The sequence below is a fragment of the Pseudomonas sp. Irchel 3H7 genome, from assembly GCF_900187605.1.
In the GTDB taxonomy this organism is placed as follows: Bacteria; Pseudomonadota; Gammaproteobacteria; order Pseudomonadales; family Pseudomonadaceae; genus Aquipseudomonas.
Genome location: NZ_FYEA01000024.1, coordinates 1 through 26,990, shown reverse-complemented (window position 1 = coordinate 26,990; position 26,990 = coordinate 1). Strand labels below are relative to the sequence as shown.

The following is a 26,990-nucleotide window of genomic DNA, read 5'->3' as shown; positions in this document are numbered from 1 at the left end:
TACGTGAATCGACTGAGGTAACAGTTTTTTCACATCTTCAAGCGTTACCCGCACACTCGACAGGTAACGTTCAGCTCTCGCTGGCGACCCCGGTCTTGCGCCGCGGAATGCCCAGACGCTGACGGCGTTCCCACAGGCATTTACGGCTGACGCCCAGTTTGCGCGCCAGTTCGGTCTCGGTCATGTGGTCCTGATGCTCGAGGACGAAGTGCTGGAAGTAGTCTTCCAGCGACAGGTCTTCGGTCGGCTCATGGCTGCTGTTGCTGGCGTTACCGCCCGTTTGCGGTGGCAGACCGATGAACTCGTCGTCTTCCAGATCGCTCAGCTCGATATCGATGCCCAGCAGATCGGCGGAGATTTCCGGGCTTTCGCTCAGAATCACTGCGCGCTCGACCGCGTTCTCCAGCTCACGCACGTTACCCGGCCAGGAATAATGCCGGATCGCCTGTTCGGCATCCGCAGCAAACTTAAGGTCGGTACGGTTGATGCGCGCGCTCTGGCGAGCGAGGAAAGCCGTGGCGATCTCATTGACGTCGGCACCGCGCTCGCGCAAGGCCGGCAGTTTCAGTGCGATCACATGCAGACGGTAATAAAGGTCTTCACGGAACTGGCCGATTTTCGCCAGGCTCTTGAGATCCCGGTGAGTCGCCGCGATCAGGCGCACATCGACTTTCTGCGACTGCACCGAGCCAACCCGGCGAATCTCGCCTTCCTGCAACACGCGCAGCAGGCGGGCCTGGGCTTCCAGTGGCAGCTCACCGATTTCGTCGAGGAACAAGGTGCCGCCGTCCGCCGCTTCAACCAGACCGGCACGCCCGGCGCTGGCGCCAGTGAATGCGCCTTTCTCATGGCCGAACAGTTCGGACTCGATCAGGCTTTCGGGAATGGCTGCGCAGTTCACCGAAATCATCGGCGCCTTGGCACGTTTCGACAGGTTGTGCAGGGCGCGGGCCACCAGTTCCTTACCGGTGCCGGACTCGCCCTGGATCAACACATTGGAATCGGTCGGCGCGACTTTGCGGATCTTGCTGTACAGATCCTGCATCGGCGGGCAGGAGCCGATGATGCCGATTTCGCCGTTGCTGTTGTCGACGGCGGATTTACCGCTGCCATTGGCCGGTTTGCTGGCAACCGCTTCGCCGGCCGCCGGTGCCGATTGGCGATCACGCAGGATCCGCGCGACAGCCTGAAGCATTTCATCGTGGTCGAAAGGCTTGGCGATGTAGTCCACCGCGCCCATCTTCATCGAGTCGACCGCCGAGCGCAGGCTGGCGTAACTGGTCATGATCAGCACCGGTGTGCCCTGGCCGAGCTTGATCAGCTCGGTGCCCGGCGCACCCGGCAAGCGCAGATCGCTGACGATCAGATCGAACGTAGGAATGGTGAAGCGTTCTTGTGCTTCCTGCACTGAACCGGCTTCGCTGACCTGGTACTGATTACGTTCCAGCAGGCGGCGCAAGGCGGAGCGGATAATTGTTTCGTCTTCGACGATCAAAATGTGCGGCATTGATTCGATACTCTCGACGGTCTCAGTTCACAGCGGACGTCGCTTCGACATGACGCGGTAAGGTCACCCGGATACGGGTGCCGCGTTGGCTTTGTACATCAGCCGGGCTGTCGATGGTGATTTGTCCATAATGCTCTTCAACGATGGAATAGACCAGTGCAAGGCCCAGACCGGTGCCTTCGCCAGGATCCTTGGTGGTGAAGAAGGGTTCGAACAATCGGTCCATGATGTTCTTCGGAATTCCGCTGCCTTCGTCCTCCACGATCAGATCGACCGTGTGTTCGCCGGCTTCGCTCTTGACCCGCACCGCACTGTGCGGCGGCGAGGCGTCGCGGGCGTTGGAGAGCAGATTGATCAGTACCTGGGCGAGCCGCTGCGGGTCACCCTCGACCCAGTGATCGGGGTCGCACAGGTTGTAGAACTGCACTTCGAAATTGCGTCGGTTCAGCGCCAACAGGCCAATAGCATCCTGGGCAACTTCGGCCAGACACACGGGTTCATCGCTGTGCTGATGGCTGCCGGCGTGAGCGAAGCTCATCAGCGACTGGACGATGCGTGACACGCGTTTGGTCTGTTCAAGAATCTGCCCGCTGATTTCCGTCAGTTCGCCGTCGTCTTCACGCTCTTCGCGCAGGTTCTGCGCCAGACAGGCGATGCCGGTGATCGGGTTGCCGATTTCGTGGGCCACCCCCGCCGCGAGGCGACCGATGCTGGCCAGACGTTCCGAGTGCACCAGTTTGTCTTCGAGCATCTGGGTTTCGGTCAAATCCTCAACCAGTAACACCAGACCACTGTTACCCGGTGCGAGCGGTTCATCGATGGCGGCTTTGTGCAGGTTCAGCCAGCGGGTCTGGCCGTCGAGGGCCAGATGCTGTTTGTGCAAATGCTCGTCGGGCAGGTTGATGAAGCCTTGCAGCAACTCTTTCCACGGCTCGCCAATGGTGCTCAGACGCGAACCGACCACGCGTTGTGCGGCGATCCCGGTGAGTTCTTCCATGGCCTTGTTCCACATCAGGATCTCTTGATCCTTGGCCAGCGAGCAGACGCCCATTGGCAGTTCCTGCAAGGTCTGGCGGTGGTAACGGCGCAGCGCATCGAGTTCAGCCGCTAAACCTGTGAGGCGCGAGTGGTAATCCTCGAGACGGCTTTCGATGAAGTGGATGTCTTCGGTCACATAGTTTTCGCCGCCGGCCTTGTATGGCAGGAAGGTTTCCACCATGTCTTGCGCCACGCTCGGGCCCATCAGGCCGGAGAGGTTGGCTTCGATGCGGTCGCGCAAACGGCGCAAGGCGTACGGGCGGCGTTCGTCGAACGGCAGATAAAGATCACGCAGCGCTTGCTCGACTTCTTTCTGCGCAGCTTTGGCGCCCAACGGTTTCGCCAGTTGTGTGGCGAATTCCTGTGGCGAGGCCGCGTGCAGCTCACGCCGTTGCGGGCGACGGACGTTATCCACAGCGCAGGCTTCGGCGGCGCTGGCTTCTTCGGGGCTGGCGTTGGTGAACAGCGAGATCAGGGTGAACATCAGCACGTTGGCGGCGAGCGAGGCGATGGCCGCCATGTGCCAACTGGTGTCGTCGAGTACGTAAATCATGTTCAGCAGCGGGATGTAGAAACCCTGCAGATTGCCGACCAGCGGCAGCAGCATGGTCACTACCCAGACCAGAATCCCCGCCAGCAGACCGGCGATAAAGCCGCGCCGATTGGCGGTCGGCCAGTACAGCACCGACAACACGCCGGGCAGGAATTGCAGGGTCGCCACAAACGCGACGATGCCGAGGTTGGCCAGATCCTGTTCGGCGCCGAGCATCAGGTAGAAACCGAAACCAGCCATGATGATCGCGACGATCAGCGCGCGGCGGGTCCACTTCAGCCAGCGGTAGATATTGCCTTCGGCCGGCGGTTGATAAAGCGGCAGCACCAAGTGGTTCAGCGCCATGCCCGACAACGCGAGCGTGGTCACAATGATCAATCCGCTGGCCGCCGATAAGCCACCGACGTAAGCCAGCAAGGCCAGCGGTTTGCTGTTGGCGGCGATGCCGATGCCGAGGGTGAAGTATTCCGGATTGGTCGTTGCACCGAGCTTGAGCCCGGCCCAGAGGATCAGTGGTACTGCCAGACTCATCAGCAGCAGGAACAGCGGCAAACCCCAGCTCGCACTGACCAGCGAGCGCGGATTGAGGTTTTCGGTAAAGGTCATGTGATACATGTGCGGCATCACGATCGCCGAGGCGAAGAACACCAGCAGCAACGTGCGCCACGGGCCTTCCTGCAATGGCGTGTGCAGGGCGGCGAGGGCGGTCTGGTTCTGCAGCAGCCACAGCTCAAGTTGCTGCGGGCCGTCGAACACACCATACAGCGCATACAAACCGACGCCGCCGAGAGCGATCAGTTTGATCACCGACTCAAAGGCGATCGCAAATACCAGTCCTTCGTGCTTTTCACGGGTGGCGATATGCCGGGAACCAAAAAAAATCGTGAACAGAATGATCAGCGCACAGAACGCCAACGCCACGCGGCTCTGGATCGGCTCGCCGGTCAGAATGCCGATGGAGTCGGCCACCGCCTGAATCTGCAACGCCAACAGCGGCAGTACGCCGATCAGCATGAAAATCGTGGTCAGCGCGCCGGCCCAGGTGCTGCGAAAGCGGAACGCGAACAGATCCGCCAGCGACGACAGTTGATAGGTGCGGGTGATTTTCAGGATCGGATAGAGCAGCACCGGCGCCAGCAGAAACGCGCCGGACACGCCGAGGTAACTGGAGAGAAAGCCGTAGCCGTACTGATAGGCGAGGCCGACCGTGCCGTAAAACGCCCAGGCACTGGCGTAAACACCCAGTGACAGGGTGTAGGTCAACGGGTGGCGAATGATCGCGCGCGGGATCATGCCCCGTTCGCTGATCCAGGCAACGCCGAACAGCACCGCCAGGTACGCGGCGCTGACCAGGATCATCTGGGTCAGGCTAAAGCTCATCGGCATCTTTTTGGCTCTGCAGGATGAAGGTCACGACTATGAGGATCAGCCAGAGCAGATACGGGCGATACCAGGCGCCCGTAGCGTCGATCCACCAATCCATGATGGCGGGGGAAAACAGGTAGATCCCCACGACTAAAAGCAGGACCAAGCGATAGATGTACATCCCGGCCTCTCTTTTTTATGCGCGTGCCCGAAAACGTGCGGCGATGGTAACGGATGGGCGCACGACTGCAAGTGTCGTCATAGCAGTTGCGCTTCGGGCAGCGTCAGTGTGCGCGGGATCTGTGTGGCATCCCAGTGTGCGCTGCCCCACGCCAGCAACTCTTGCGGCGAGGCGTGAGCCAGTTCGGCACCTGGGTTTTGCCCCAGTGCGCGCAGGGCTCGCAGCAACAATGGCGTGGCTTGATCCGCTTCAAGCGGCGGCGAACGATAGGACTTGCCGAGCTTGTTGCCGTCCGGTTGGATAATCAGCGGCAAGTGCAGGTAACGCGGTTGGCGCAAGCCGAGCAATTCTTGCAGATAGAGTTGGCGTGGGGTCGAGTCGAGCAGGTCGGCACCGCGCACGATGTCGGTGATGCCTTGCCAGGCATCATCGAGCACCACGGCCAGTTGATAGGCGTAGAGGCCGTCGCGGCGACGGATCACGAAATCGCCGACGTCGCGGCCCAGATGCTGGCGGTATTCGCCCTGAACACGATCGATGAAGTGGTATTCCAGTTCCGGCACGCGCAGGCGGATCGCCGCGTCTTGCTGATCGTGACCGGCATTGCGGCACAGGCCCGGATAGATGCCGTTGTACGCTTCGAGCTGTTTGCGCGAGCAGGTGCAAGCGTAGGCCAGGCCATGATTGAACAGGCTGTTGAGCACTTCGGCGTAAGCATCGTGGCGATCGCTCTGGCGCACCATGTCGCCGTCCCATTCAAAGCCGTAACTCTCCAGCGCCTTGAGGATCGCCACCTGCGCACCGGGTTCTTCACGGGGCGGATCGAGATCTTCCATGCGCACCAACCAGCGACCGCCGACCGAACGGGCGTCGAGGTAGGAGGCGAGGGCGGCAACCAGCGAACCGAAGTGCAGGTGGCCACTCGGGGTTGGGGCGAAGCGGCCGATGTAGGCGGGGGATGTTTTGGCAGTCATGGAGACGAAGCTACTTTTCAGGCTATACGCAGGTCAACCTGTGGGAGCGAGCCTGCTCGCGATAGCGTAATTTCAGACGATTAAATGCTGAATGACACACCGATTTCGCGAGCAGGCTCACTCCTACAAAAGGCAAAAGGCAGAAACAAAAACGGAGCGTTCGCACGCTCCGTTTTTCGTTCAGGTCGAGATTACTTGCCGACCTGCTTTTCCTTGATCTCAGCCAGGTTCTTGCAGTCGACGCACATGTCGGCAGTAGGACGGGCTTCAAGGCGCTTGACGCCGATCTCGATGCCGCACGAATCGCACCAGCCGTATTCGCCGTCTTCGATCAGTTGCAGTGTCTTGTCGATCTTCTTGATCAGCTTGCGCTCGCGATCACGGGCACGCAGTTCAAGGGCGAACTCTTCTTCCTGACTGGCACGGTCGGCCGGGTCGGGAAAGTTGGCCGCTTCGTCCTTCATGTGATCAACAGTTCGGTCGACTTCCTGCATCAAGTCCAGTTTCCACTTGGTCAGGATCTTGGTGAAGTGCGCGCGCATGGGTTTGCCCATGTACTCTTCGTCTTTGGCCTGAACATAAGGTTCGAAGCCGCTGATCGCCGTTTGCTGCTGTTGCTTTGCTTGGGTGGGCATGAAATGGACCGCCTCTACTCTTGTAATCCATTGCGCAGGATTGCTCCATCACCGACACCTGCCGGCCCTGCGGCTGCAAGCGGGCGAACTTACCAGATCAAATCGGCCTGCGCTACTCCCGGATGTCGAGGCCCCGGCGGGTGGCGCTTGCAAATGTTTGGCAAGCCGTGTCTGGTGGTGTTGAAGACCTGTTCAATCACTGATTTTAGTCAATCCTGGAGCGTACGTGCGTATCGTTACAGTCCAGCGTTCTTGAGGCTGTGACCGCTGCGGGTTCTCGCTCGTTCCGGCGGATGGGTAGAATCGTCTCTTTTTCCCTGCCGAAGGAAAACCAATGGCTCAGCCTTACAGTGCGCGCAGTCGTGCGATCGAACCGTTCCATGTGATGGCGCTGCTGGCGCGGGCCAATGAGTTACAGGCTGAAGGTCATGATGTCATCCATCTGGAGATCGGTGAGCCAGACTTCACTACCGCTGAACCGATCATTCGTGCCGGGCAGGCGGCGCTGACGGCGGGCAAGACCCGTTACACCGCTGCGCGCGGCATTCCGGAACTGCGCGAGGCAATCGCCGGGTTTTATCAATCGCGTTATGGCTTGAATATCGACCCACGGCGGATTCTGATTACACCGGGCGGTTCCGGTGCGCTGTTGCTGGCCAGCGCGTTGCTGGTCGATCCCGGTAAACACTGGCTGCTGGCGGATCCGGGTTACCCGTGCAACCGGCACTTCCTGCGTTTGGTCGAAGGTGCGGCGCAGTTGGTGCCGGTGGGTCCGGACGTGCGTTATCAACTGACTCCTGATCTGGTCGAGCGGCATTGGGATCACGACAGCGTCGGCGCACTGGTGGCTTCGCCGGCCAACCCGACCGGGACGATCCTGACACGCGATGAGCTGGCCGGGTTATCCACAGCCATCAAGGCGAAACACGGGCATCTGGTGGTGGACGAGATCTATCACGGTCTGACCTACGGCACCGATGCCGCCAGCGTGCTGGAAGTCGATGACAGCGCTTTTGTGTTGAACAGTTTCTCCAAGTATTTCGGCATGACCGGCTGGCGTCTCGGCTGGCTGGTGGCGCCGGACGCGGCGGTCAGCGAGCTGGAAAAACTCGCGCAGAACCTCTACATCAGTGCACCGAGCATGGCGCAGTATGCGGCGTTGGCCTGTTTCGAGCCGGATACTATTGCGATTCTTGAAGAGCGTCGTGCCGAATTCGGCCGTCGCCGGGATTTCCTCCTGCCAGCGTTGCGCGAGTTAGGTTTCAACATCGCCGTGGAGCCGGAAGGCGCTTTCTATCTCTACGCCGATATCAGCCAGTTCGGCGGCGATGCCTTCGCGTTCTGCCGACATTTCCTCGAAACCGAGCATGTGGCGTTCACCCCGGGTCTGGATTTCGGTCGCTATCAGGCCAGTCACCATGTGCGTTTTGCCTACACGCAAAACCTCCCGCGCTTACAGGAAGCGGTGGAGCGAATCGCCCGTGGCTTGAAGAGCTGGCAAGGCTGATGCGTTTTTATCCTGCTCTGGAAGAGGCGCGACTGATCCGGCGTTACAAGCGTTTTCTCGCCGATATCGAAACCGTTGGCGGCGAGTTGCTGACCATTCACTGCCCGAACACCGGTTCGATGCTCAATTGTCAGGTCGAGGGTGGGCAGGTCTGGTTCAGTCGCTCCAACGATCCGAAACGTAAGTTGCCCGGTACATGGGAAATCGGTGAAACCCCGCAAGGCCGGTTGTTTTGCGTGAATACAGCGCGGGCCAATGGACTGGTCGAAGAGGCGTTGCAGGCGGGTGTCATCAGCGAGCTGAACGGCTTTACCGCGTTGAAACGTGAAGTCGCTTACGGGCAGGAAAAGAGCCGTATCGATTTCCGCCTCGAATACCCGAGTGGCCCGGCCTATGTAGAGGTGAAAAGCGTCACCCTGGGCTTCGACGGTACTGCGGTGGCAGCATTTCCCGATGCCGTGACCCAGCGTGGCGCCAAGCATCTGCGGGAGTTGGCGCATCTGGCACGAGACGGGATTCGCGCGGTGCAGTTGTACTGCGTCAATCTGAGCGGGATTGAAGCGGTGCGGCCGGCGAAGGAAATCGATTCGGCGTACGCCGATGCACTTCTCGAAGCAGTGGCCTGCGGCGTTGAGGTGCTGGCGTATGGCGTGCGGCTGGACCATGAAGAGATGGTCATCGACCGGCGTCTCGACGTGTTACTCAACGGTTAAACATCGATCCACAGGCCTTGGGCGTCTTCGCGGCAGGGTATGGCGGTGAGTGATTGCCCGGCGCAGGGGCCAGCGACGCATTCGCCGTCCTCGATCAGAAACAGTGCGCCGTGGGTGGCGCACTGGATCAGGCTGTTACTCGGGTCGAGAAACTGGTCGGGCTGCCATTCCAGCCCGACGCCGCGATGCGGGCAGCGATTGAGGTAGACATACGCCTGGCCGCTGCGGCGCACGGCGAACAGTTTGTTGCCGTCGATCTCAAAACCACGGCTTTTCGCTTCAGCCAGATCGGCGCCCGCGCAGAGAAACTTCATGACTATCCTCTAGTGTCCGCTCGTGTCTGGATATGTCCGAGCTTGACGTTTAAATGCAAACAATTATCAAATGGCGGCCTTCACCCGCAGGCGTCTGGCAGATATCGAGGATACTTGGCCTGCCATCCTGATGCCCGGGAAAAACCTTATTCAAGGAAGCTGTGTATGCGCCTGAGTACCCGCGTTGCCGCGCTGTGTGTCGGACTTTTGGTCAGCCACCAGGCTGCAGCGGCTGATTTGCCGCAACGTTGGGTCAGTGCCGGCGGTGCGCTGTCGGAGTGGGTCAGTGCGTTGGGCGGCGAATCGAAACTGGTCGGCGTCGATACCACCAGCCAGCACCCGGAGTCGTTGAAGGCGCTGCCGAGCATTGGTTATCAGCGCAGCCTTTCGGCTGAGGGCATTCTCAGTCTGCGTCCGGATATCTTGATTGGCACTGAAGAAATGGGCCCGCCGCCGGTTCTGTCGCAAGTCAAAGCGGCCAAGGTTCAGGTGGTGTTGTTCTCGGCTCAACCGGATCTGCCGACGCTGGAGAAGAACGTTACTCATTTGGGCCAATTGCTCGGCGCCGAGCCGAAGGCTGCGCAGTTGCTGCAAACTTATCAACAGCAGCTCGATGCGCAGAAGGCGCGTGTTGTTCAAGTGCAGAGCAAACAAAAGGCGCCGGGCGTGTTGCTGTTGCTCGGGCATGCGGGCGGCAAACCGTTGATCGCCGGCAAGGACACTGCCGCCGACTGGCTGTTGCAGCAGGCCGGGGGGCGTAATCTGGCGACGCACACCGGTTACAAACCGTTCTCCGTGGAATCCCTCGCCAGCCTTGATCCTGAGGTGCTGGTGTTCGCCGACCGTGCGTTGACCGGTGAGGCGGCGAAAGCAGCGCTGTTCAAGGAAAACCCGATTCTCGATTCAAGCCGCGCGGCCAAGGCCGGGCGCGTGCTGGAGCTTGACCCGACTTTGCTGGTCGGCGGCCTCGGGCCACGTTTGCCGGCGGCGCTGAAAAGCCTGACTGACGGCTTCTACCCGGCCAAGAGCGGCCAATGACCACACTGGTAAAACCCCGTGCCTTGTTCATTGGCCTGACACTGCTGTGTTTGCTGGCGATCTGGCTGTCGCTGGCGTTGGGGCCGGTCAGCCTGCCGCTGTTCGATACATTACGCGCGGCGTTACGCATGCTCGGCCTGCCGCTGGCACCGGACGGTCTGGAGCAGGCGGAGCTGATCCTGGGGCAGATTCGTTTGCCGCGGACTTTGCTCGGGCTGGCGGTCGGCGGTGTGTTGGCGTTGTCCGGTGTGGCAATGCAGGGCTTGTTTCGTAACCCGTTAGCGGATCCGGGGCTGGTCGGCGTTTCCAGCGGCGCGGCATTGGGCGCGGCGATCGCGATTGTTGGTGGCTCGTTTTTCGGCGGTCTGCCGGAATGGTTTGGACCGTATCTGTTGTCGGTCTGTGCGTTTCTCGGTGGGTTAGGGGTGACGGCGCTGGTCTCTCGACTGGGGCGACGCAACGGCCAGACCAATGTTGCAACCATGTTGCTCGCGGGGATTGCCCTGACGGCGCTGGCCAGTTCGGCCGTCGGCTTGTTCACTTATCTGGCGGATGACGCGACGCTGCGCACGCTGACCTTCTGGAACCTTGGCAGCCTCAATGGCGCCAGTTACGCGCGGCTGTGGCCTTTGCTGATCATCAGCGCTGGTGTCGCATTGTGGTTGCCGCGTCGGGCGAAAGCGCTGAATGCCTTGCTGCTCGGAGAATCCGAGGCCGGGCATTTAGGCATCGATGTCGAGCGGCTCAAGCGTGAATTAGTGTTTTGTACGGCGCTGGGGGTTGGCGCCGCAGTGGCGGCAGCCGGGATGATCGGTTTTGTCGGGCTGGTGGTGCCGCATCTGGTGCGCTTGCTGGCGGGGCCGGATCACAAAGTCTTGCTGCCGGCATCGGTGTTGGCGGGGGCGAGCCTGCTGCTGCTGGCTGATCTGGTCGCGCGATTGGCGCTGGCGCCGGCAGAATTGCCGATCGGTATTGTCACCGCGTTTATCGGTGCACCGTTCTTCCTCTATCTGCTGTTACGAGGGCGCGCCTGATGTTACGTGCACAGGATCTGCACATTCAGCGTGGTCGCAAGACAGTGCTCAGCGATGTCACGCTGCAGCTTGAACCGGGTGAAGTACTCGGTGTGCTGGGGCCGAACGGTGCTGGCAAAAGTACCTTGCTGGGCGCCTTGTGCGGCGAGTTGGCGGCGAGCAACGGCGGGGTTTCCCTCGACGGGCAGGCGTTGAGTCACTGGACTGGCCCGCAACGTGCGCAGCGATTGGCGGTATTGCCTCAAGTGTCGACCCTGGATTTTGCTTTCCGCGTCGAAGAGGTGGTCGGCATGGGCCGCTTGCCTTGGCAGAGTGGTCGGGGGCGGGATGACGAAATCATTGCGGCGGCGTTGACGGCGGCGGATGCCGGGCACTTGAGCGGTCGCAGTTATCTGGCGCTGTCCGGTGGCGAGCGTCAGCGTGTGCATCTGGCGCGGGTGCTGGCGCAGCTTTGGCCGGGGCAGGCCGGGCAGACGCTGCTGTTGGATGAGCCGACGTCGATGCTCGATCCGCTGCATCAACACACAACGCTGCAGGCCGTGCGCGAGTTTGCTGATCGTGGCGCCGCGGTATTGGTGATCCTGCATGATCTGAATCTGGCGGCGCGTTATTGTGATCGCATTCTGCTGCTGGAAGGCGGGCATCCGGTGGCGCTGGATACACCGCAGCAGGTTTTGCGACCGGACACGCTCCAGGCCGTATTCGGTCTCGAAGTGTTGGTGCAGCCGCACCCGGAGCGTGGGCATCCGCTGATTATCGCCCGCTGACTGGATCATCGAGGTGATTGCATGCGTGGGATGTGGCTGTTGGCGGTGGTGTTGCTTGCGGGGTGTCAGCATGCTGTGGCGCCACCGCCGGTCAGTGGCGAGATTCGCGATCTACGCAACGGCGAAGTGCTGACGGCGCAGCAGTTGGTGAAGCGCTTGGCTGAGCCTGAGCGGTTGATCATCGGTGAGCAGCATGACAATGCCGATCATCATGCCGCGCAGTTGTGGCTGTTGCGCTCGCTCGGCGAGCAGCGGCCGCAGGGCAGTCTTCTAATGGAAATGTTCACGCCGGACCAGCAGCCTCGTGTTGACGAGGCACGCCAGACGAAAACGCCGTCCGCTGATCTGCCCGGTGCATTGGCCTGGCAGGACGGTTGGGACTGGAATCTCTATGGGCCGATTGTCCGCTTCGCGCTCACTCAACCTTATCCGCTACTGGCGGCAAATCTGGATAGCGACGAGATTCGAACCTTCTATCGCAATCCGTCCGTGTTGAAGGGAGAGCGCAGCAATGCTGAGTCGGTGAAAGCCGTATTGTTGGAGCAGATCAGCGATTCCCACTGTGGCCTGCTGCCCGAATCACAGATGCCGGCAATGCTCGCTGTTCAGCAACAACGTGATCGGCGTATGGCCGAAGGGCTATTGGCGGCCCCGACACCTTCAGTCTTGCTGGCCGGTGCGTGGCATGCGCGCAAGGATGTTGGCGTGCTGTTGCATGTTGTGGATTTGGGCGCCACGGAGTCCCCGACGGTGTTGATGCTGGCAGAGCAGGGCACCGAGATAACGGCAGCGATGGCCGATTACGTTTGGTACACGCCCGCCACGCCCAAGCAGGATTACTGCGAGCAGATGCGCAAACAGTTCGGCAAATGACTTTTCCACAGGCAAAAAAAGACCCGGTAAAAACCGGGTCAAATAACCGTGATTAGCCTGATGAGGAGATAATCTGAGAGTCCGAACCAAGGGCTTTTCAGAATATCGACTGATCTCGCGACCAGTTGTGATAATCATAGCGATTCTCATTACCGAGTCAACAACTGTTTTTCCGTTTCTTTGAATTCGTCTGGTAAATGGCCGGAACACCCCGTAAACAAAGGGTTCAGCGCAGGCTTTCCGGTGGGGGTATTCGTGTGATCTGCCGATTCAGCTGGCCGATCCGCCGCGCCATGCTCTCGATCAGGCTGTGGGCGATCTTCGGATTGGTGCGAGTCATGCTCAAGAATTGTTCACCGGGAATCAGCATTATTGTGCTCGGTTCTCGGGCGATGACCGTGGCACTGCGTGGCTCGCCGGTGAACACGGCCATAGCACCAAAAATTTCGTCCTTGGGCACGTCGCCAACTTTCTGCCCGTCTACAAACGCTTCGGCATGCCCGTCGATGATTACGAACACGTGGTCAGCTGCGTCACCCTGGCTGATCAGGGTTTCACCGGCTTCGACCCGTTTGAAACCGTTGGTGCTGCGAAACTCGCGTGGCTTCAGCTCCGCGACGGCATGGGCAAGGATTGCCATTTGCCCGAGCAGATACTCCAGAAACTGCTCTGTCCGATGAGTGTCGGCATGCAAATGCTGGAAAAACTCACCACGCCGATAGGGCGTCAAGCGCAATGCCCCTTCATTGCATAAACGGCAATCAGCCCAGTTCTCACCTTGCTGGAGGCCGATCAAATCACCCTCCTGCCAATAAAACAGCGGGCGGGCGGCGATACAGCCGCTGATCCCACCTTCATTGAGCAGGAATAGCTGATCGGCGGGCAATTGCGCGAGCAAATCATCCGACGCTTCCAGCTCCAGAGTCGGCCCGCAAGGCGCCAAATCGCGCAGCCACAGTGCAGGCAAGCTCTGCAAACGGTTGATCAAGGCATCGGCCCAGGCCGATTGTTCCCCCAGTAAATACATAACGGTCTATGCCCGTTCAGTTCTTGTGGCGCGAGGAAATGGCTTCAAGCTGCTTGTTCAAGGCGTCCTTGCGTTCGGCGGGGATGTCGTTCCAGTGCACATCCATCAGCGCGCCTTCAATCGCATACAACAACACCTTCGATGCGCGAAACCCGCGGGTACGCACGGCCCGGTAGGCATCCACTGCGCCCAGGCGACGCAAGTCCGAGGCGCTGTGGATGCCCACGGCATGCAGCCATTGCGCCGACGTCTTGCCAAGATTCTTCAGGTGTTGCAGTTCATCATTCATCAAGCCTCCTTGCGACGGCCGAATGGTGCGTGGGCGAGCTTCTCAGGAGTGTAGCCATCAGTAGGAAAAGCGTGGTTGTTTGGTCGGATTCAACGCAAACGCTTCTAAGAAAGGGCGCTTTTAAGGGCTGCAAGCGCAGATGAGGAGGGGGGAACACAAATCAATGTAGGAGTGAGCCTGCTCGCGATAGCGGACTTGCAGGCACACATGTGTTGAATTCTAAACCGCTATCGCGAGCAGGCTCACTCCTGCAGGGACGGCGTTGTGTCAGGGAACAATGAGGCGATCAGCGGGTGCGATAACGCAAACGCGTGCCGAAATTCATCGACATCAGAATCTCGTCAGCGCTCAGCTCCGGCGGGAAATACGCCCCGGAAATCTGTGCGTGAGCCAGGCTTGCACCTTCCAGCGACGCATTGCGGAAATCGATGCCACGCAGATCGGCGGAACGGAAGTACGCGTCCCGGAAATCCACGCCATCGGCGTTCAGTTCACGTAAATCGAGACCACGGAAATCGCCGCCGACCATGTCGATCGGGCCATCCTGTGGGCGCTCTTTGTTGAAACCTGTGATGTCGTCTTTGTGCAGCAAGGCATACAGCGGGGTGTCGAGAAGTTTCGGCTGGCTCATGTCATATCACCGTTGGTTTTATGACGCCAGTATAGTGCCACTATTTGACGGCCGTGAAGCGAGCGAGGGCTTCACGGCCGAAATAGTTTCTTACAGGCCTGGCAGGCGCTGACGGATCTGCGCGACCACGGTGTCCAGCGTGCCGGATTCGTTGGTCTGCACGCGTTTGCTGCGCAGGATTTCTTCCGGCGTCAGCGCTTCACGATTGGCCTGCTGCGCTTCGATTACGGCCAGGGTGGCGTCAGACGGATCCTGTTTGTCGGCCTGACGAATCGCTAGCCAGCTCTCGATCACCGCTTGCGGTGCGTTGCAGTCGAGGATCAGGAATGGTGTGCCGGTGGCTTCGGCAATTTTTGCCGCGTTGTCGCGTTGTTCGCGTTTGAGGTAAGTCGCGTCGATGACCACCGGGAAACCGGCGTGCAGGATGACTTCAGCAATTTCATGCAGGCGTGCGTAGGTCGCGGTGCTGGCGTCGGCGCTATAGATGCCGGCCTGCACGTCGTTGGCCACGGTTTGCTCGCCGAACAAGCGCTTGCGCTCGACATCGGAGCGCAGGCGGATGGCACCCAGCGCTTCGACCAGACGCATGGCCACGTGGCTTTTGCCAACCGCGGAAACACCGTGGGTGATCGCCATGAAACGCGAGGGAATGGTGCTGTAGCTCTCCGCCAGGTTGGCGTAGTTGCGGTACTGGCGCAGGGTGGTGGCGCGCTGCACTGGTGTTGCGTCTGCCGGCATGCTGAACAGCGCAACCTTGGCGCGAACCAGTGCGCGGTAGGCTTTGTAGAAGTTCAGCACTTCCAGGCCTTGATAGTCGCCGGTCAACTCGAGGTACTGGCTGATGAAGCGGCGCGCCAGGGATTTCAGGCCACGGTCTTCCAGGTCCATCGCGAGGAAACCGGTGTCGGCCCAGACGTCCGTGAAACGGAACGGTTCGTTGAACTCGATGCAGTCGAAGATCACCACTTTGCCGTCAATGACCGTGGCGTTGCCCAGGTGAATATCGCCGTGGCATTCACGGGTAAAACCTTCGGTTTTGCGCTGAGCGAACAGTGGCTTGAGACGTTCGAAACTGCTTTCGGCCCAGGCTTTCAGTGCGTCGAGTTGCAGCAGATCGTTTTTGTCGCTGAGGAACGGCAGGATCTGCTCGAAGTTTTGCGCGACCGGCGCCATTACGCTGTCCGGGGTGCCGGCATCGTGTTCGGCCGGGACTTTTGGCGCGGTGAGGTGGAAGCGCGCAATCTGCTCGGCCATCTCGTCGATGTGCTGGGTGGTCAGCTCGCCATTGGCTTGCAGGGTGCTGAGCAAACCGCTCTGCGGGAACTGGCGCATTTTCAGCACGTATTCGATCGCTGCGCCGTCGCCGCCCAGTTGCGGTGCTTCAACGCTGCCAGTCACCGGCAACACTTCCAGATACAAATCATCAGTCAAACGCTGGTTCAAACGCAGCTCTTCTGCGCAGAAATGTGCACGCGACTCGAGACCGGTGAAGTCGAGGAAGCCGAAATTTACCGGTTTCTTCACTTTATAAGCGAAGGGACCGGTGAGGATCACCCACGAGATATGGGTTTCGATGACCTGAAACCCTTCGACAGGGTGCGGGTAGAGGGCCGGGTTTTGCAGGGCAGCGATCAGTGACTGGCTCACGGGCGATCCTTCAGAGACTGGGGGAAATTCGAGGCGGCCATTATGGCCGCTCGCCAGCCCGACGCAAACCTCGGAGCGCTCCTGTTGAGGATGAATAAAGTGCGTATAATCCGCCGCCATGACTCGAACTCGATCCCCCCGTACCAAGAAAAAGCCACCCTCCAAGGGCCTTAGCCCGTGGTTGAGCTGGGCCATTAAACTCAGTCTGGTCGGCCTTGTCGTGCTGGCCGGCTTCGCCGTTTACCTCGATGCCGTGGTGCAGGAGAAGTTCTCCGGCAAACGCTGGACCATCCCGGCCAAGGTCTACGCGCGGCCGCTCGAGCTGTTCGTCGGACAAAAGCTCAGCAAGGACGATTTCCTTACCGAACTCGATGCCCTCGGCTATCGCCGTGAGGCGGTCAGCAATGGCCCCGGCGCCGCAGCCGTCAGTGGCAATACGGTCGATCTGAATACCCGTGGCTTCCAGTTCTATGAAGGCCTGGAAAAACCGCAGCCGGTACGCGTGCGTTTCTCCGGCGATTACGTCGCAGAACTGTCGGCGACCAACGGTTCAAAGTTATCCGTAGTGCGCCTTGAGCCGTTGATGATCGGCGGCATTTATCCAAAGAATCTCGAAGACCGCATTCTGATCAAACTCGATCAGGTGCCGCCGTATTTGCTCGAAACCCTGGTCGCTGTAGAAGACCGCGACTTTTATAGCCACTGGGGCGTGTCGCCGAAGTCGATTGCCCGCGCTGTCTGGGTCAACACCTCTGGCGGCAAGATGACCCAGGGCGGCAGTACGCTGACCCAGCAGTTGGTGAAAAACTTCTACCTGACCAGCGAACGCAGCCTGACTCGCAAGCTCACCGAAGCAATGATGGCGATGCTGCTGGAGTTGCATTACGACAAGAAGGAAATTCTTGAGGCTTACCTCAACGAAGTCTTCGTCGGACAGGACGGTCAGCGTGCGGTGCACGGTTTTGGTCTGGCCAGCCAGTTCTTCTTCGGCCAGCCATTGTCCGAGCTGAAACTGCATCAGGTGGCGTTGCTGGTCGGCATGGTCAAAGGCCCGTCCTACTACAACCCGCGTCGTAATCCTGAGCGCGCGCTGGAACGGCGTAACCTGGTGCTCGACGTGCTTGAGCAGCAAGGCGTGGCGACTGCCGAACAGGTCGAAGCGGCGAAGAAAATGCCACTGGGCGTGACCACTCGCGGCAAACTGGCCGACAGCTCGTTCCCGGGCTTTATCGATCTGGTCAAACGCCAGTTGCGTGAAGACTACCGCGACGAAGACTTGACGGAAGAAGGCCTGCGCATCTTCACCAGTTTCGATCCGATCCTGCAGATGAAGGCCGAAGCGTCGGTCAACGACACCTTCAAACGTCTGGCCGGGCGCAAGGGTTCTGATGACGTGGAAGCGGCGATGGTCGTGACCAATCCGGAAACCGGCGAAGTCCAGGCCATGATCGGCAGCCGTCAGGCCAGTTATGCCGGTTTCAACCGCGCACTGGATGCCGTGCGGCCGATTGGCTCTTTGATCAAACCGGCGGTTTATCTGACTGCGCTGGAAAAACCGAGCCAGTACACCCTGACCAGTTGGCTGTCCGACGATCCGTTGTCGGTCAAAGGCGCGAACGGTCAGGTGTGGAAACCACAGAACTATGACCGTCGCTCTCACGGTACCGTGTTCCTTTATCAGGGCTTGGCGCATTCCTACAACCTGTCGACTTCGCGTCTGGGCCTGGAAGTCGGCGTGCCGAATGTATTGAAAACCCTGGGTCGACTGGGCGTGACGCGTGAGTTCCCGGCATTCCCGTCGATGCTTCTCGGCGCTGGCGGCATGACCCCGATCGAAGTCGCGACCATGTACCAGACGCTGGCCAACGGTGGTTTCAATACGCCGATGCGCGGGATTCGTAGCGTGCTGACCGCCGAGGGCGAGCCGCTCAAGCGTTATCCTTTCCAGATCGAACAGCGTTTCGATCCGGCGTCCATCTATCTGATCCAGAACGCCATGCAGCGCGTGATGCGTGAAGGTACCGGCAGCTCGGTTTATAACGTGCTGCCCAAGACTCTGACGCTGGCGGGCAAGACCGGTACCAGTAACGATTCCCGTGACAGCTGGTTCGCCGGTTTCAGTCAGGATCTGCTGGCGGTGGTCTGGTTGGGTCGTGATGACAACGGCAAGACACCGTTCACCGGGGCGACTGGTGCGCTGCAGGTCTGGACCAGTTTCATGCGCAAGGCCGATCCGCTGCCGCTGGACATGCCGCAACCGGACAACGTCGTGCAGGCGTGGGTCGATTCGCGTACCGGGCAGGGCTCCGATGCCAACTGCCCGGGGGCGGTGCAGATGCCGTATATTCGCGGCAGCGAACCGCCACCCGGCGCCGCCTGTGCGGGCGAAACGCCTGCTTCCGGCGAGTCGGTGATGGATTGGGTCAAGGGCTGGATGAATTAAGCGAAGAGGGTTTCAAGTGAACAAGTGGTTGATTCCAGCGGTGACCGCCGTGGCTTTGCTCAGCGGCTGCTCTACCGTACAGCGTGGTTCGATTCCGGTGGTTGATTCCGGTACTGCGGTGTCCAACAGCGAGCGTATTTCGGCCAATGGCGGTTTCCGTCAAACGACGGTGAAGCGTCCTGCGCAGGGCCAGACTCAGGCCATTCCGCAAGGTGATACTGGTGTGGTGGTGATGGTGCCGGGCGGCGGCGCTGCCGTGTCGACACCGATCAGCGCTTCGCCAATCGTGCCAGGCCCGGCATCCGGCGGTATCACGGCGGGGCCGTACAATCCTTCGCCGGCCGAGTCCGCGCCGATCAATTCCGGCAGCTACAGCATGCCGTCGACGCCCAGCGGGATTCCTTCGGCCAGCAGCGGCGGTGGCTTGTCGGCAGATGAGCAACTGGACGGTCCGGTGCTTGCCTTGCTGACGACAGCTCAACAACAACAGGCCGGTGGCGACCTCAATGGCGCGTCCTCCAGCCTGGAGCGTGCTCAGCGTGTGGCGCCGCGTGAGCCGCAAGTGCTTTATCGTCTGGCGCAGGTGCGCATGGCCCAAGGTGACGCGCCGCAAGCAGAGCAGTTCGCCCGTCGTGCGTTGACCATGGCCAACGGTCGTCCGGACTTGCAGGCCAGCCTATGGGAAATCATTGCTCAGTCCCGTGAGAAACAAGGCGATTCCGCCGGCGCCGCTCAGGCCCGTCAGAAGGCCAAGGTTTCGCTGTGATGGATGCTCGTTTCCCGAAAATCGCTGATCAGCTGTTGCTGATCGAGCGTGAGCTGCGCACACAAGGCTGGTGGGATGAGGTTTCTCCGTCGGCCGAAGCGCTGAGCAGTGTCGAGCCGTTTTCGGTCGATACACTGGACTTCGAGCAGTGGCTGCAATGGATCTTCCTGCCACGCATGAAGATGATCCTTGAACAGGATTTGCCGTTGCCGAATGCTTCGGGGATTCAGGAAATGGCCGAAATGGTCTTCGCCCAGCGCAACCTGGGTGGCAAGGATCGTCAGTTGCAGGTGCTGCTCAAAGAGTTTGACCTGCTGATCACTGCCTCGCGCTAACCCAGACTGACACCGGATAGGTAGGAGCTGCCGAAGGCTGCGATCTTTTGATCTTGTTTTTGAAAGCAAAATCAAGAGATCGCAGCCTGCGGCAGCTCCTACAGGTGTCTATTCACAATTCTGCGCGATTTGTTTCTGTGCCTCGACCATGCGTTCCTGACGCTGTGCATCATCCAGCCGGCGCATCTGCCCCTCCACCTCCTCCCTCAAACGCGGATTGTTCTGCAATTGCGCAAGGTTCGTCCGTGCCTGCTCGCAAAACTGCTTGAGCTGCGCCTGCTGGTCAGCCACCTGTTTCTTCACCTTGTCGTCGATAGCCTTCTGGTCACCGAGTACACCGCTGCCCGGCATTGCCCCGGGCTTGGGCGGGGGCGACGAGGGCGTCTGCAAGGTCGTCGACGGCTGGCCCGCTGGCGGCTGCGCATCGAAATGCGTGACGCCTTGAGCGTCGACCCATTTGTAGATTTGAGCGGCCATGCCCCATGGGCTGATGCCGATCAGCAGAGTGAGGAGGAGCGTTCGCATGCTGAATCCTTGGTAAAAGTGCGCAATTGACACTAACAGAGTAGCGGTTTTCAGGTTTTTTCTTGCGTTCTCATGTGTTTACCCACAATTAACCACATAGACGGCTTGACTTGGAGAGGGCGAAACAGAAGAATCCAAAGTCCGCTGTAGAGGGACTGCCAGAAGCAGACCCACTCGGTAGATCATGAGGCGCTCATCCGCGCCGACCTGTTACACCCGCAACGCGTTACCTCGCGCTGGGTGGGAAAGGCCCGCAACACTTGGGACGATCCCAATACTTGCTCAGTCAGTGCTGACGTAGTCGGCGACCACCGTCGCTCATGCTCTGCCGAGAAGTAAACCTATTAAGACCCGCCCCTTTTTTGTGGACGGTATTCTGGCGTTTTAGAGGTGAACAACGTGGAGCTTTTATCTGGCGGTGAGATGCTCGTCCGCTTTTTGCGTGACGAAGGCGTCAAATATATCTACGGGTACCCGGGTGGTGCTCTCCTGCATGTTTACGATGCCCTGTTCAAAGAACCGGAAGTGACTCACATCCTGGTTCGTCACGAACAAGCGGCAACCCATATGGCTGACGGTTATGCCCGTGCCACCGGTAAAGCCGGCGTGGTATTGGTGACTTCCGGTCCTGGCGCCACAAACGCCATTACCGGGATCGCGACCGCCTATATGGACTCGATTCCAATGGTGATCATTTCCGGTCAGGTGCCAAGCACCATGGTCGGCACCGACGCGTTCCAGGAAACCGACATGATCGGTATCTCCCGGCCGATCGTGAAGCACAGCTTCATGATCAAGCACGCTTCGGAAATCCCGGAAGTCATGAAGAAGGCCTTCTACCTGGCGCAATCCGGTCGTCCGGGCCCGGTCGTGGTCGATATCCCGAAAGACATGACCAACCCGGCCGAGAAGTTCGAATACATCTTCCCGAAAAAAGCCAAGCTGCGTTCCTACAGCCCGGCCGTTCGCGGTCACTCCGGGCAAATCCGCAAGGCGGCAGAAATGCTCCTGGCGGCCAAGCGCCCAGTGCTCTATTCGGGTGGCGGCGTGATCCTCGGCAACGGTTCTGCACCGCTGACCGAACTGGCGAAAATGCTCAACCTGCCCGTGACCAACACGTTGATGGGCCTGGGTGGTTTCCCGGGTACTGATCGTCAGTTCATCGGCATGCTCGGCATGCACGGCAGCTACACCGCCAACCTGGCGATGCACCATGCTGACGTGATCCTCGCGGTCGGCGCACGTTTCGACGATCGCGTGATCAACGGCGCGGCGAAGTTCTGCCCGAACGCCAAGATCATCCACATCGATATCGACCCGGCTTCGATTTCCAAGACCATCAAGGCCGACGTGCCAATCGTTGGCCCGGTGGAGAGCGTCCTGACCGAAATGGTCGCGATCCTCAAGGAAATCGGCGAGACCCCGAACAAGGAGTCCGTTGCCAGCTGGTGGAAGCAGGTTGATGAATGGCGCGGTGATCGCGGCCTGTTCCCTTACGAGAAGGGCGACGGCAGCAAGATCAAGCCACAGACCGTGATCGAAACCCTCTGCGAAGTGACCAAGGGCGATGCCTTCATCACTTCCGACGTGGGCCAGCACCAGATGTTCGCTGCGCAGTACTACACGTTCAACAAGCCGAACCGCTGGATCAACTCCGGTGGTCTGGGCACCATGGGCTTCGGTTTCCCGGCGGCCATGGGCATCAAGTTGAGCTTCCCGGATGACGATGTTGCCTGCGTCACCGGCGAAGGCAGTATCCAGATGAACATCCAGGAACTGTCGACCTGCCTGCAATATGGCTTGCCAGTGAAAATCGTCATCCTCAACAACGGTGTTCTGGGGATGGTGCGTCAGTGGCAGGACATGAGCTACGGCAGTCGTCACTCGCATTCCTACATGGAATCGCTGCCTGACTTCGTCAAGCTGGCTGAAGCCTACGGCCACGTCGGCGTACGCATCACCGAATCGAAAGATTTGAAGTCGAAGATGGCTGAAGCGTTCGCCATGAAGGATCGCCTGGTGATCATCGACGTTTCGGTCGACACCAGCGAGCACGTCTATCCGATGCAGATCAAAGACGGCTCGATGCGCGATATGTGGCTGAGCAAGACGGAGCGTACTTAATCATGCGGCACATTATTTCCTTGCTTCTGGAAAACGAACCCGGCGCTCTGTCTCGCGTAGTCGGCCTGTTCTCGCAGCGCAACTACAACATCGAAAGCCTGACCGTGGCTCCGACCGAAGACCCGACCCTGTCGCGTCTGACGCTGACCACCGTTGGCCACGATGAAGTCATCGAGCAGATCACCAAAAACCTGAACAAGCTGATCGAAGTGGTCAAGCTGGTGGACCTGTCGGAAAGCGCTCACATCGAGCGCGAGCTGATGCTGGTCAAGGTCAAGGCCACTGGCGCCCAGCGCGCCGAGATCAAACGCACCACCGATATTTACCGTGGACAGATCGTCGACGTCAGCGCCAGCGTGTATACCGTTCAATTGACCGGTACCAGCGACAAGCTCGACAGCTTCATTCAGTCCATCGGCACCGCATCGATTCTGGAAACCGTCCGTAGCGGCGTGACCGGCATTGCCCGCGGCGACAAAGTACTCAGCATCTAAACCAAATTAGCGAATGGCCTGAACGGCCTGGATATATAGGGGAAATTCATGAAAGTTTTCTACGATAAAGACTGCGACCTGTCGATCATCCAGGGCAAGAAAGTTGCCATCATCGGTTACGGTTCCCAGGGCCACGCCCAAGCGTGCAACCTGAAAGACTCCGGTGTCGACGTTACCGTTGGTCTGCGTAAAGGTTCGGCCACCGTTGCCAAAGCAGAAGCTCACGGCCTGAAAGTGACCGACGTTGCTTCCGCTGTTGCTGCTGCCGACCTGGTCATGATTCTGACCCCGGACGAGTTCCAGTCTTCCCTGTACAAGAACGAAATCGAGCCGAACATCAAGAAAGGCGCCACCCTGGCCTTCTCCCACGGCTTCGCGATCCACTACAACCAGGTTGTACCGCGTGCCGACCTCGACGTGATCATGATCGCGCCGAAAGCTCCGGGTCACACCGTACGTTCCGAGTTCGTCAAGGGCGGCGGTATCCCTGACCTGATCGCGATCTACCAGGACGCCTCGGGCAACGCCAAAAACGTTGCGCTGTCCTACGCCGCTGGCGTTGGTGGCGGTCGTACCGGCATCATCGAAACCACCTTCAAGGACGAGACCGAAACCGACCTGTTCGGCGAACAAGCCGTTCTGTGCGGCGGTACCGTTGAGCTGGTCAAAGCCGGTTTCGAAACTCTGGTTGAAGCTGGCTACGCGCCGGAAATGGCCTACTTCGAGTGCCTGCACGAACTGAAGCTGATCGTTGACCTCATGTACGAAGGCGGTATCGCCAACATGAACTACTCGATCTCCAACAACGCCGAGTACGGCGAGTACGTGACTGGCCCGGAAGTGATCAACGCCGAGTCCCGTCAGGCCATGCGCAACGCCCTGAAACGTATTCAGGACGGCGAATACGCCAAAATGTTCATCAGCGAAGGCGCAACCGGCTACCCTTCGATGACCGCCAAGCGTCGTAACAACGCCGCTCACGGCATCGAAGTCATCGGCGAGCAACTGCGCTCCATGATGCCGTGGATCGGTGCCAACAAGATCGTCGACAAAGCCAAAAACTAAGCCGTCGTCCCTTGTATGAAAAAACGCGGCCTCGGCCGCGTTTTTTCGTTTGAGCCGGTGGTTCTGGTATAAAGCTGCAGCGTTTGTGGCCGAACTGTCGTCCTCAAGCACCTGTCGAATTTTCTCCAAACCGTTGCAAGGTAATGTCCATGAGCGAACGTCCCGAAGAGCCGAACAAGGCTTCTGACGCCGAAAGCCTGCTGCCCATTGATGAACACATCGAGGAAGGGCACGACGCAGAAGGTCGTAAAGTCCGGCATCGTGGTATCTATCTGCTGCCGAATCTGTTCACCACTGCGAACCTGTTCGCAGGGTTTTACTCCATCATCAACTCGATGAGCGCCCAGGCGGCCTTGAGTGCCGGTGATTCCGCCAACGCGAGCAAGTATTTTGCCTTCGCTGCGATCGCGATCTTCGTTGCCATGGTGCTCGACGGCCTCGACGGTCGTGTCGCGCGCATGACCAATACACAAAGTGCCTTCGGCGCCGAGTACGACTCGCTGTCGGACATGGTCGCGTTCGGTGTTGCACCGGCGTTGCTGGCATTCGGTTGGGCGTTGGGCGATATGGGCAAGGTCGGCTGGATGGTCGCCTTTATCTATGTAGCAGGCGCGGCGTTGCGTCTGGCGCGCTTCAATACTCAGGTCGGTACGGCGGACAAGCGCTATTTCATCGGTCTGGCCAGTCCGGCGGCTGCTGGTGTGGTGGCGGGGATTGTCTGGGCGTTCAGTGATTACGGCATTCAGGGTTCGAAGATGTCGTTCCTGGTTGCGTTGATGGTGGCGGCCGCCGGCATGCTGATGGTCAGCAACATCAAGTACAACAGCTTTAAAGAGCTGGATCTGAAAGGGCGCGTACCGTTCGTGGCTATCCTTGCTGTGGTGCTGGTGTTTGCCGTGGTATTCAGCGATCCACCGCGCATTCTGTTGCTGGTGTTCCTTGCTTACGCGGCGTCCGGCCCGGTTCAGTACCTGTTGCATCTTCGTCGGCACAAAAAAGCCGAGTGATGTAATTTCCCGCATACTCCGCAGTCTATGGGTGCATCTGTCCTCCAAAGCTGCGGAGTTGCCATGTTGATCAAAGTCCCCAAAGCGTCCGACTGCCACGAGTCGGATGTCACACCTGAATCCATCTATCTTTCTCGCCGCCAATTGCTGGGGGCCACTGCTGCCGGTATCGCCGTCAGTAGCCTGCCGCGCTGGGCCAATGCTGACGATGCGGCGCGGTATGCCGATGTCGAGCCGGGCAAAGCACCTGCCTGGTTTAGCGAGAAGCTCTCCTCTACTAAATGGGGGGCGGTCAACGTCAAGGATGAGGCGATCACGCCTTATAAAGACGCCACTCACTACAACAATTTTTATGAGTTCGGTACCGACAAGGGCGACCCGGCGGCGAATGCTGGCTCGCTGAAAACCGAACCATGGAGCGTAGTGATCGACGGGGAGGTGGGTAAGCCTGGGCGCTATGCGCTGGAAGACTTCATGAAGCCTTATCAGTTGGAAGAGCGTATCTATCGTTTGCGCTGCGTCGAGGCGTGGTCGATGGTCATTCCGTGGATTGGCTTTCCGATCTCGGCGCTGCTCAAGCAGGTCGAGCCAACGTCCAAAGCCAAATACATTCGCTTTGAAACCTTGCAGGATCCCAAGAGCATGCCCGGCCAGCGCTCCGGTTTTGCCTTGATCGATTGGCCTTATGTAGAAGGCTTGCGGCTGGATGAGGCGATGAATCCCTTGGCGATTCTGGCGGTAGGCATGTATGGCCGTGAATTGCCGAATCAGAATGGCGCGCCGCTGCGTCTGGTGGTGCCGTGGAAGTATGGCTTCAAGAGCGTCAAATCCATCGTGCGCATCAGTCTGGTCAGCGAGCAGCCGAAGACGACCTGGCAGAGCATTGCGGCAGATGAATACGGGTTTTATGCGAACGTGAATCCTACGGTTGATCACCCACGATGGACGCAAGCACGGGAGCGTCGCCTGCCGAACAGTCTGTTCAAGCCGAATGTTCGTGATACGCAAATGTTCAACGGCTATGCGGATGAAGTCGCTTCTTTATATGCAGGGCTCGATCTGCGGAAGAACTACTGATGCGATTCCCGTACTGGCGTATAGGCGTTTTCATTGCGGCAGCGGTCTGGCCGATGCTGTGGTTGTATCAGGCGCTTGAGGATTTGCTTGGGCCGGATCCCGGCAAAGTGCTGGTTGATCGGCTGGGGCTGGGAACATTGGTCTTGTTATTGATCACCCTGAGCATGACGCCGATGCAGAAACTGACCGGCTGGGCAGGGTGGATTGCGGTTCGCCGGCAGTTGGGGCTCTGGTGTTTCGCCTATGTGGTTTTGCATCTGTGTAGCTATATGGCGTTCATTCTGGGTTTCGATTGGTCGCAGCTGACAGTCGAGTTGCGCAAGCGACCTTACATAATAGTAGGGGCGTTGGGCTTTCTCGGATTGTTGGCGTTGGCGGTGACTTCCAATCGCTACAGTCAGCGTCGTTTAGGTGTGCGCTGGAAGAAACTGCATCGTCTGGTCTACGTGATTCTGGGCCTGGGTTTGCTGCACATGTTGTGGATCGTGCGCGCTGATCTTGAGGAGTGGGCGATCTATGCCTTTATAGGTGCGGTGCTCCTGCTACTGCGTATTCCGCCGGTGACGCGTCGGATCCCGCGTTTGCTGGCTAAAAAGCAGGTTTTGCAAGAAAAGCGAAATTAACGGTTGACGGCAGATTTCAGATGTCTATAATTCGCCCCACTTCCGGCGCAGTCGAAACGGAAAACTCCTTGAGATTCAATGAGTTATGTAGGTTTCGGCAGTGAGTTGTTTCAGTTCATCGAAGCCGAAAGGAAGTTGAAAAAGAGGTGTTGACAGCAGCGTGTAACGCTGTAGAATTCGCCTCCCGCTTCAGAGAGATCTGAAGCGCAAGTGGTTGAAGTTGTTGAAGAATTCTTCGAAAACTTCTGAAAATAATCACTTGACAGCAAATGAGGCTGCTGTAGAATGCGCGCCTCGGTTGAGACGAAAGGTCTTAACCAACCGCTCTTTAACAACTGAATCAAGCAATTCGTGTGGGTGCTTGTGGAGTCAGACTGATAGTCAACAAGATTATCAGCATCACAAGTTACTCCGCGAGAAATCAAAGATGTAACCAAC

The 26,990-nt window shown here is 59.0% G+C and carries 27 protein-coding genes; 15 read left to right on the top strand and 12 right to left on the bottom strand.

The window, feature by feature from the left end; translation table 11 throughout:
• Positions 1-70: 70 nt before the first annotated feature.
• The 5 genes from CKW38_RS28795 to dksA form a co-directional block, all read right to left on the bottom strand.
• Complete coding sequence (locus tag CKW38_RS28795) at positions 71-1,507, bottom strand: sigma-54 dependent transcriptional regulator (protein WP_007909919.1); 1,437 nt, start codon at positions 1,505-1,507, stop codon at positions 71-73.
• A 22-nt stretch (positions 1,508-1,529) separates the two neighbouring features.
• Entirely contained in the window at positions 1,530-4,484 is a 2,955-nt protein-coding gene (locus CKW38_RS28790; protein ID WP_007909920.1) for a sensor histidine kinase, read from the bottom strand.
• Positions 4,468-4,644, bottom strand: a complete 177-nt coding sequence (locus CKW38_RS28785) for a hypothetical protein (RefSeq protein WP_003176118.1) — start codon at positions 4,642-4,644, stop codon at positions 4,468-4,470. Before CKW38_RS28785 ends, CKW38_RS28790 begins: the two co-directional genes overlap by 17 nt.
• Before the next feature lie 77 nt (positions 4,645-4,721).
• On the bottom strand, positions 4,722-5,618 hold the full coding sequence (gene gluQRS / locus CKW38_RS28780) for a tRNA glutamyl-Q(34) synthetase GluQRS (protein ID WP_095114502.1): 897 nt from the start codon (positions 5,616-5,618) through the stop codon (positions 4,722-4,724).
• 191 nt (positions 5,619-5,809) lie between these two features.
• Positions 5,810-6,253 carry an RNA polymerase-binding protein DksA gene (gene dksA, locus CKW38_RS28775; protein ID WP_007909922.1) on the bottom strand — a complete coding sequence of 148 codons (444 nt, stop codon included), beginning with the start codon at positions 6,251-6,253 and terminating at the stop codon, positions 5,810-5,812.
• 334 nt (positions 6,254-6,587) lie between these two features.
• Here dksA and CKW38_RS28770 point away from each other — a divergent pair, with 334 nt between their 5' ends.
• Positions 6,588-7,760 carry a pyridoxal phosphate-dependent aminotransferase gene (locus tag CKW38_RS28770; RefSeq protein WP_007909923.1) on the top strand — a complete coding sequence of 391 codons (1,173 nt, stop codon included), beginning with the start codon at positions 6,588-6,590 and terminating at the stop codon, positions 7,758-7,760.
• Positions 7,760-8,473 (top strand): DNA/RNA nuclease SfsA, encoded by a 714-nt coding sequence (sfsA, locus tag CKW38_RS28765; RefSeq protein ID WP_095114500.1) that lies wholly within the window; start codon positions 7,760-7,762, stop codon positions 8,471-8,473. The genes CKW38_RS28770 and sfsA overlap by 1 nt, the downstream gene beginning before the upstream one ends.
• Here sfsA and CKW38_RS28760 read toward each other — a convergent pair.
• Positions 8,470-8,787, bottom strand: coding sequence for a Rieske (2Fe-2S) protein (locus CKW38_RS28760; RefSeq protein WP_095114498.1), 318 nt, complete (start codon positions 8,785-8,787; stop codon positions 8,470-8,472). The two genes, sfsA and CKW38_RS28760, sit on opposite strands and share 4 nt — an antisense overlap.
• 165 nt (positions 8,788-8,952) lie before the next feature.
• Here CKW38_RS28760 and CKW38_RS28755 point away from each other — a divergent pair, with 165 nt between their 5' ends.
• Genes CKW38_RS28755 through CKW38_RS28740 form a run of 4 tightly spaced genes read left to right on the top strand, consistent with a single transcriptional unit; the run spans position 8,953 to position 12,499 of the window.
• The gene (locus CKW38_RS28755; RefSeq protein ID WP_095114496.1) at positions 8,953-9,825 is read left to right on the top strand and encodes a hemin ABC transporter substrate-binding protein; all 873 of its coding nucleotides are present in this window, start codon (positions 8,953-8,955) and stop codon (positions 9,823-9,825) included.
• 50 nt (positions 9,826-9,875) lie between these two features.
• Positions 9,876-10,859 (top strand): iron ABC transporter permease, encoded by a 984-nt coding sequence (locus tag CKW38_RS28750; protein ID WP_176472384.1) that lies wholly within the window; start codon positions 9,876-9,878, stop codon positions 10,857-10,859.
• Positions 10,859-11,626, top strand: coding sequence for a heme ABC transporter ATP-binding protein (locus CKW38_RS28745; protein ID WP_095114492.1), 768 nt, complete (start codon positions 10,859-10,861; stop codon positions 11,624-11,626). Before CKW38_RS28750 ends, CKW38_RS28745 begins: the two co-directional genes overlap by 1 nt.
• 21 nt (positions 11,627-11,647) lie before the next feature.
• Positions 11,648-12,499 (top strand): ChaN family lipoprotein, encoded by an 852-nt coding sequence (locus CKW38_RS28740; RefSeq protein WP_095114490.1) that lies wholly within the window; start codon positions 11,648-11,650, stop codon positions 12,497-12,499.
• A gap of 226 nt (positions 12,500-12,725) precedes the next feature.
• On the opposite strand, the gene CKW38_RS28735 is transcribed toward CKW38_RS28740, so the two are convergent.
• From CKW38_RS28735 to CKW38_RS28720, 4 genes are all read right to left on the bottom strand, one after another.
• Entirely contained in the window at positions 12,726-13,526 is an 801-nt protein-coding gene (locus CKW38_RS28735) for a Crp/Fnr family transcriptional regulator (RefSeq protein WP_095114489.1), read from the bottom strand.
• 16 nt (positions 13,527-13,542) lie between these two features.
• Complete coding sequence (locus tag CKW38_RS28730; RefSeq protein ID WP_003228231.1) at positions 13,543-13,815, bottom strand: TfoX/Sxy family protein; 273 nt, start codon at positions 13,813-13,815, stop codon at positions 13,543-13,545.
• 286 nt (positions 13,816-14,101) lie between these two features.
• Entirely contained in the window at positions 14,102-14,446 is a 345-nt protein-coding gene (locus CKW38_RS28725; protein WP_007909940.1) for a pentapeptide repeat-containing protein, read from the bottom strand.
• A 90-nt stretch (positions 14,447-14,536) separates the two neighbouring features.
• A complete protein-coding gene (locus tag CKW38_RS28720; RefSeq protein ID WP_007909942.1) occupies positions 14,537-16,093 on the bottom strand; it encodes a bifunctional aminoglycoside phosphotransferase/ATP-binding protein in 1,557 nt (518 codons plus the stop codon).
• A 118-nt stretch (positions 16,094-16,211) separates the two neighbouring features.
• Here CKW38_RS28720 and mrcB point away from each other — a divergent pair, with 118 nt between their 5' ends.
• Genes mrcB through CKW38_RS28705 form a run of 3 tightly spaced genes read left to right on the top strand, consistent with a single transcriptional unit; the run spans position 16,212 to position 19,637 of the window.
• Positions 16,212-18,536 (top strand): penicillin-binding protein 1B, encoded by a 2,325-nt coding sequence (mrcB, locus tag CKW38_RS28715; RefSeq protein ID WP_007909944.1) that lies wholly within the window; start codon positions 16,212-16,214, stop codon positions 18,534-18,536.
• Positions 18,537-18,552: 16 nt separating this feature from the next.
• The gene (locus CKW38_RS28710) at positions 18,553-19,302 is read left to right on the top strand and encodes a hypothetical protein (RefSeq protein ID WP_007909946.1); all 750 of its coding nucleotides are present in this window, start codon (positions 18,553-18,555) and stop codon (positions 19,300-19,302) included.
• The gene (locus CKW38_RS28705) at positions 19,302-19,637 is read left to right on the top strand and encodes a YqcC family protein (protein ID WP_007909947.1); all 336 of its coding nucleotides are present in this window, start codon (positions 19,302-19,304) and stop codon (positions 19,635-19,637) included. Before CKW38_RS28710 ends, CKW38_RS28705 begins: the two co-directional genes overlap by 1 nt.
• 108 nt (positions 19,638-19,745) lie before the next feature.
• Here CKW38_RS28705 and CKW38_RS28700 read toward each other — a convergent pair whose 3' ends face one another.
• Positions 19,746-20,162, bottom strand: coding sequence for a DUF4124 domain-containing protein (locus CKW38_RS28700; protein ID WP_095114487.1), 417 nt, complete (start codon positions 20,160-20,162; stop codon positions 19,746-19,748).
• A 399-nt stretch (positions 20,163-20,561) separates the two neighbouring features.
• On the opposite strand from CKW38_RS28700, the gene CKW38_RS28695 reads away from it, so the two are divergent.
• The 6 genes from CKW38_RS28695 to msrQ all read left to right on the top strand — a co-directional run bounded on the left by CKW38_RS28695 (position 20,562) and on the right by msrQ (position 26,552).
• Positions 20,562-22,286 (top strand): acetolactate synthase 3 large subunit, encoded by a 1,725-nt coding sequence (locus CKW38_RS28695; protein ID WP_007949940.1) that lies wholly within the window; start codon positions 20,562-20,564, stop codon positions 22,284-22,286.
• A 2-nt stretch (positions 22,287-22,288) separates the two neighbouring features.
• The gene (ilvN, locus tag CKW38_RS28690; RefSeq protein WP_003176102.1) at positions 22,289-22,780 is read left to right on the top strand and encodes an acetolactate synthase small subunit; all 492 of its coding nucleotides are present in this window, start codon (positions 22,289-22,291) and stop codon (positions 22,778-22,780) included.
• Positions 22,781-22,828: 48 nt separating this feature from the next.
• Positions 22,829-23,845 (top strand): ketol-acid reductoisomerase, encoded by a 1,017-nt coding sequence (ilvC, locus tag CKW38_RS28685; protein ID WP_007909969.1) that lies wholly within the window; start codon positions 22,829-22,831, stop codon positions 23,843-23,845.
• Positions 23,846-23,994: 149 nt separating this feature from the next.
• On the top strand, positions 23,995-24,852 hold the full coding sequence (gene pssA / locus CKW38_RS28680; RefSeq protein WP_016983477.1) for a CDP-diacylglycerol--serine O-phosphatidyltransferase: 858 nt from the start codon (positions 23,995-23,997) through the stop codon (positions 24,850-24,852).
• Positions 24,853-24,915: 63 nt separating this feature from the next.
• Positions 24,916-25,929 carry a protein-methionine-sulfoxide reductase catalytic subunit MsrP gene (msrP, locus tag CKW38_RS28675; RefSeq protein WP_095114485.1) on the top strand — a complete coding sequence of 338 codons (1,014 nt, stop codon included), beginning with the start codon at positions 24,916-24,918 and terminating at the stop codon, positions 25,927-25,929.
• The gene (gene msrQ, locus CKW38_RS28670; RefSeq protein WP_095114483.1) at positions 25,929-26,552 is read left to right on the top strand and encodes a protein-methionine-sulfoxide reductase heme-binding subunit MsrQ; all 624 of its coding nucleotides are present in this window, start codon (positions 25,929-25,931) and stop codon (positions 26,550-26,552) included. Before msrP ends, msrQ begins: the two co-directional genes overlap by 1 nt.
• A 110-nt stretch (positions 26,553-26,662) precedes the next feature.
• Here msrQ and CKW38_RS30290 read toward each other — a convergent pair.
• Positions 26,663-26,990 (bottom strand): hypothetical protein (locus CKW38_RS30290; RefSeq protein WP_256588463.1); only part of this gene is annotated, 328 nt, incomplete at its 5' end.

Excerpts from the sequence above, each read along its gene's own strand:
- CKW38_RS28795 (WP_007909919.1), bottom strand. The coding sequence starts at position 1,507 with ATGCCGCACATTTTGATCGTCGAAGACGAAACAATTATCCGCTCCGCC.
- CKW38_RS28790 (WP_007909920.1), bottom strand. The coding sequence starts at position 4,484 with ATGCCGATGAGCTTTAGCCTGACCCAGATGATCCTGGTCAGCGCCGCG.
- CKW38_RS28785 (WP_003176118.1), bottom strand. The coding sequence starts at position 4,644 with ATGTACATCTATCGCTTGGTCCTGCTTTTAGTCGTGGGGATCTACCTG.
- gluQRS (WP_095114502.1), bottom strand. The coding sequence starts at position 5,618 with ATGACTGCCAAAACATCCCCCGCCTACATCGGCCGCTTCGCCCCAACC.
- dksA (WP_007909922.1), bottom strand. The coding sequence starts at position 6,253 with ATGCCCACCCAAGCAAAGCAACAGCAGCAAACGGCGATCAGCGGCTTC.
- CKW38_RS28770 (WP_007909923.1), top strand. The coding sequence starts at position 6,588 with ATGGCTCAGCCTTACAGTGCGCGCAGTCGTGCGATCGAACCGTTCCAT.
- sfsA (WP_095114500.1), top strand. The coding sequence starts at position 7,760 with ATGCGTTTTTATCCTGCTCTGGAAGAGGCGCGACTGATCCGGCGTTAC.
- CKW38_RS28760 (WP_095114498.1), bottom strand. The coding sequence starts at position 8,787 with ATGAAGTTTCTCTGCGCGGGCGCCGATCTGGCTGAAGCGAAAAGCCGT.
- CKW38_RS28755 (WP_095114496.1), top strand. The coding sequence starts at position 8,953 with ATGCGCCTGAGTACCCGCGTTGCCGCGCTGTGTGTCGGACTTTTGGTC.
- CKW38_RS28745 (WP_095114492.1), top strand. The coding sequence starts at position 10,859 with ATGTTACGTGCACAGGATCTGCACATTCAGCGTGGTCGCAAGACAGTG.
- CKW38_RS28740 (WP_095114490.1), top strand. The coding sequence starts at position 11,648 with ATGCGTGGGATGTGGCTGTTGGCGGTGGTGTTGCTTGCGGGGTGTCAG.
- CKW38_RS28735 (WP_095114489.1), bottom strand. The coding sequence starts at position 13,526 with ATGTATTTACTGGGGGAACAATCGGCCTGGGCCGATGCCTTGATCAAC.
- CKW38_RS28730 (WP_003228231.1), bottom strand. The coding sequence starts at position 13,815 with ATGAATGATGAACTGCAACACCTGAAGAATCTTGGCAAGACGTCGGCG.
- CKW38_RS28725 (WP_007909940.1), bottom strand. The coding sequence starts at position 14,446 with ATGAGCCAGCCGAAACTTCTCGACACCCCGCTGTATGCCTTGCTGCAC.
- mrcB (WP_007909944.1), top strand. The coding sequence starts at position 16,212 with ATGACTCGAACTCGATCCCCCCGTACCAAGAAAAAGCCACCCTCCAAG.
- CKW38_RS28705 (WP_007909947.1), top strand. The coding sequence starts at position 19,302 with ATGGATGCTCGTTTCCCGAAAATCGCTGATCAGCTGTTGCTGATCGAG.
- CKW38_RS28700 (WP_095114487.1), bottom strand. The coding sequence starts at position 20,162 with ATGCGAACGCTCCTCCTCACTCTGCTGATCGGCATCAGCCCATGGGGC.
- ilvN (WP_003176102.1), top strand. The coding sequence starts at position 22,289 with ATGCGGCACATTATTTCCTTGCTTCTGGAAAACGAACCCGGCGCTCTG.
- ilvC (WP_007909969.1), top strand. The coding sequence starts at position 22,829 with ATGAAAGTTTTCTACGATAAAGACTGCGACCTGTCGATCATCCAGGGC.
- pssA (WP_016983477.1), top strand. The coding sequence starts at position 23,995 with ATGAGCGAACGTCCCGAAGAGCCGAACAAGGCTTCTGACGCCGAAAGC.
- msrP (WP_095114485.1), top strand. The coding sequence starts at position 24,916 with ATGTTGATCAAAGTCCCCAAAGCGTCCGACTGCCACGAGTCGGATGTC.
- msrQ (WP_095114483.1), top strand. The coding sequence starts at position 25,929 with ATGCGATTCCCGTACTGGCGTATAGGCGTTTTCATTGCGGCAGCGGTC.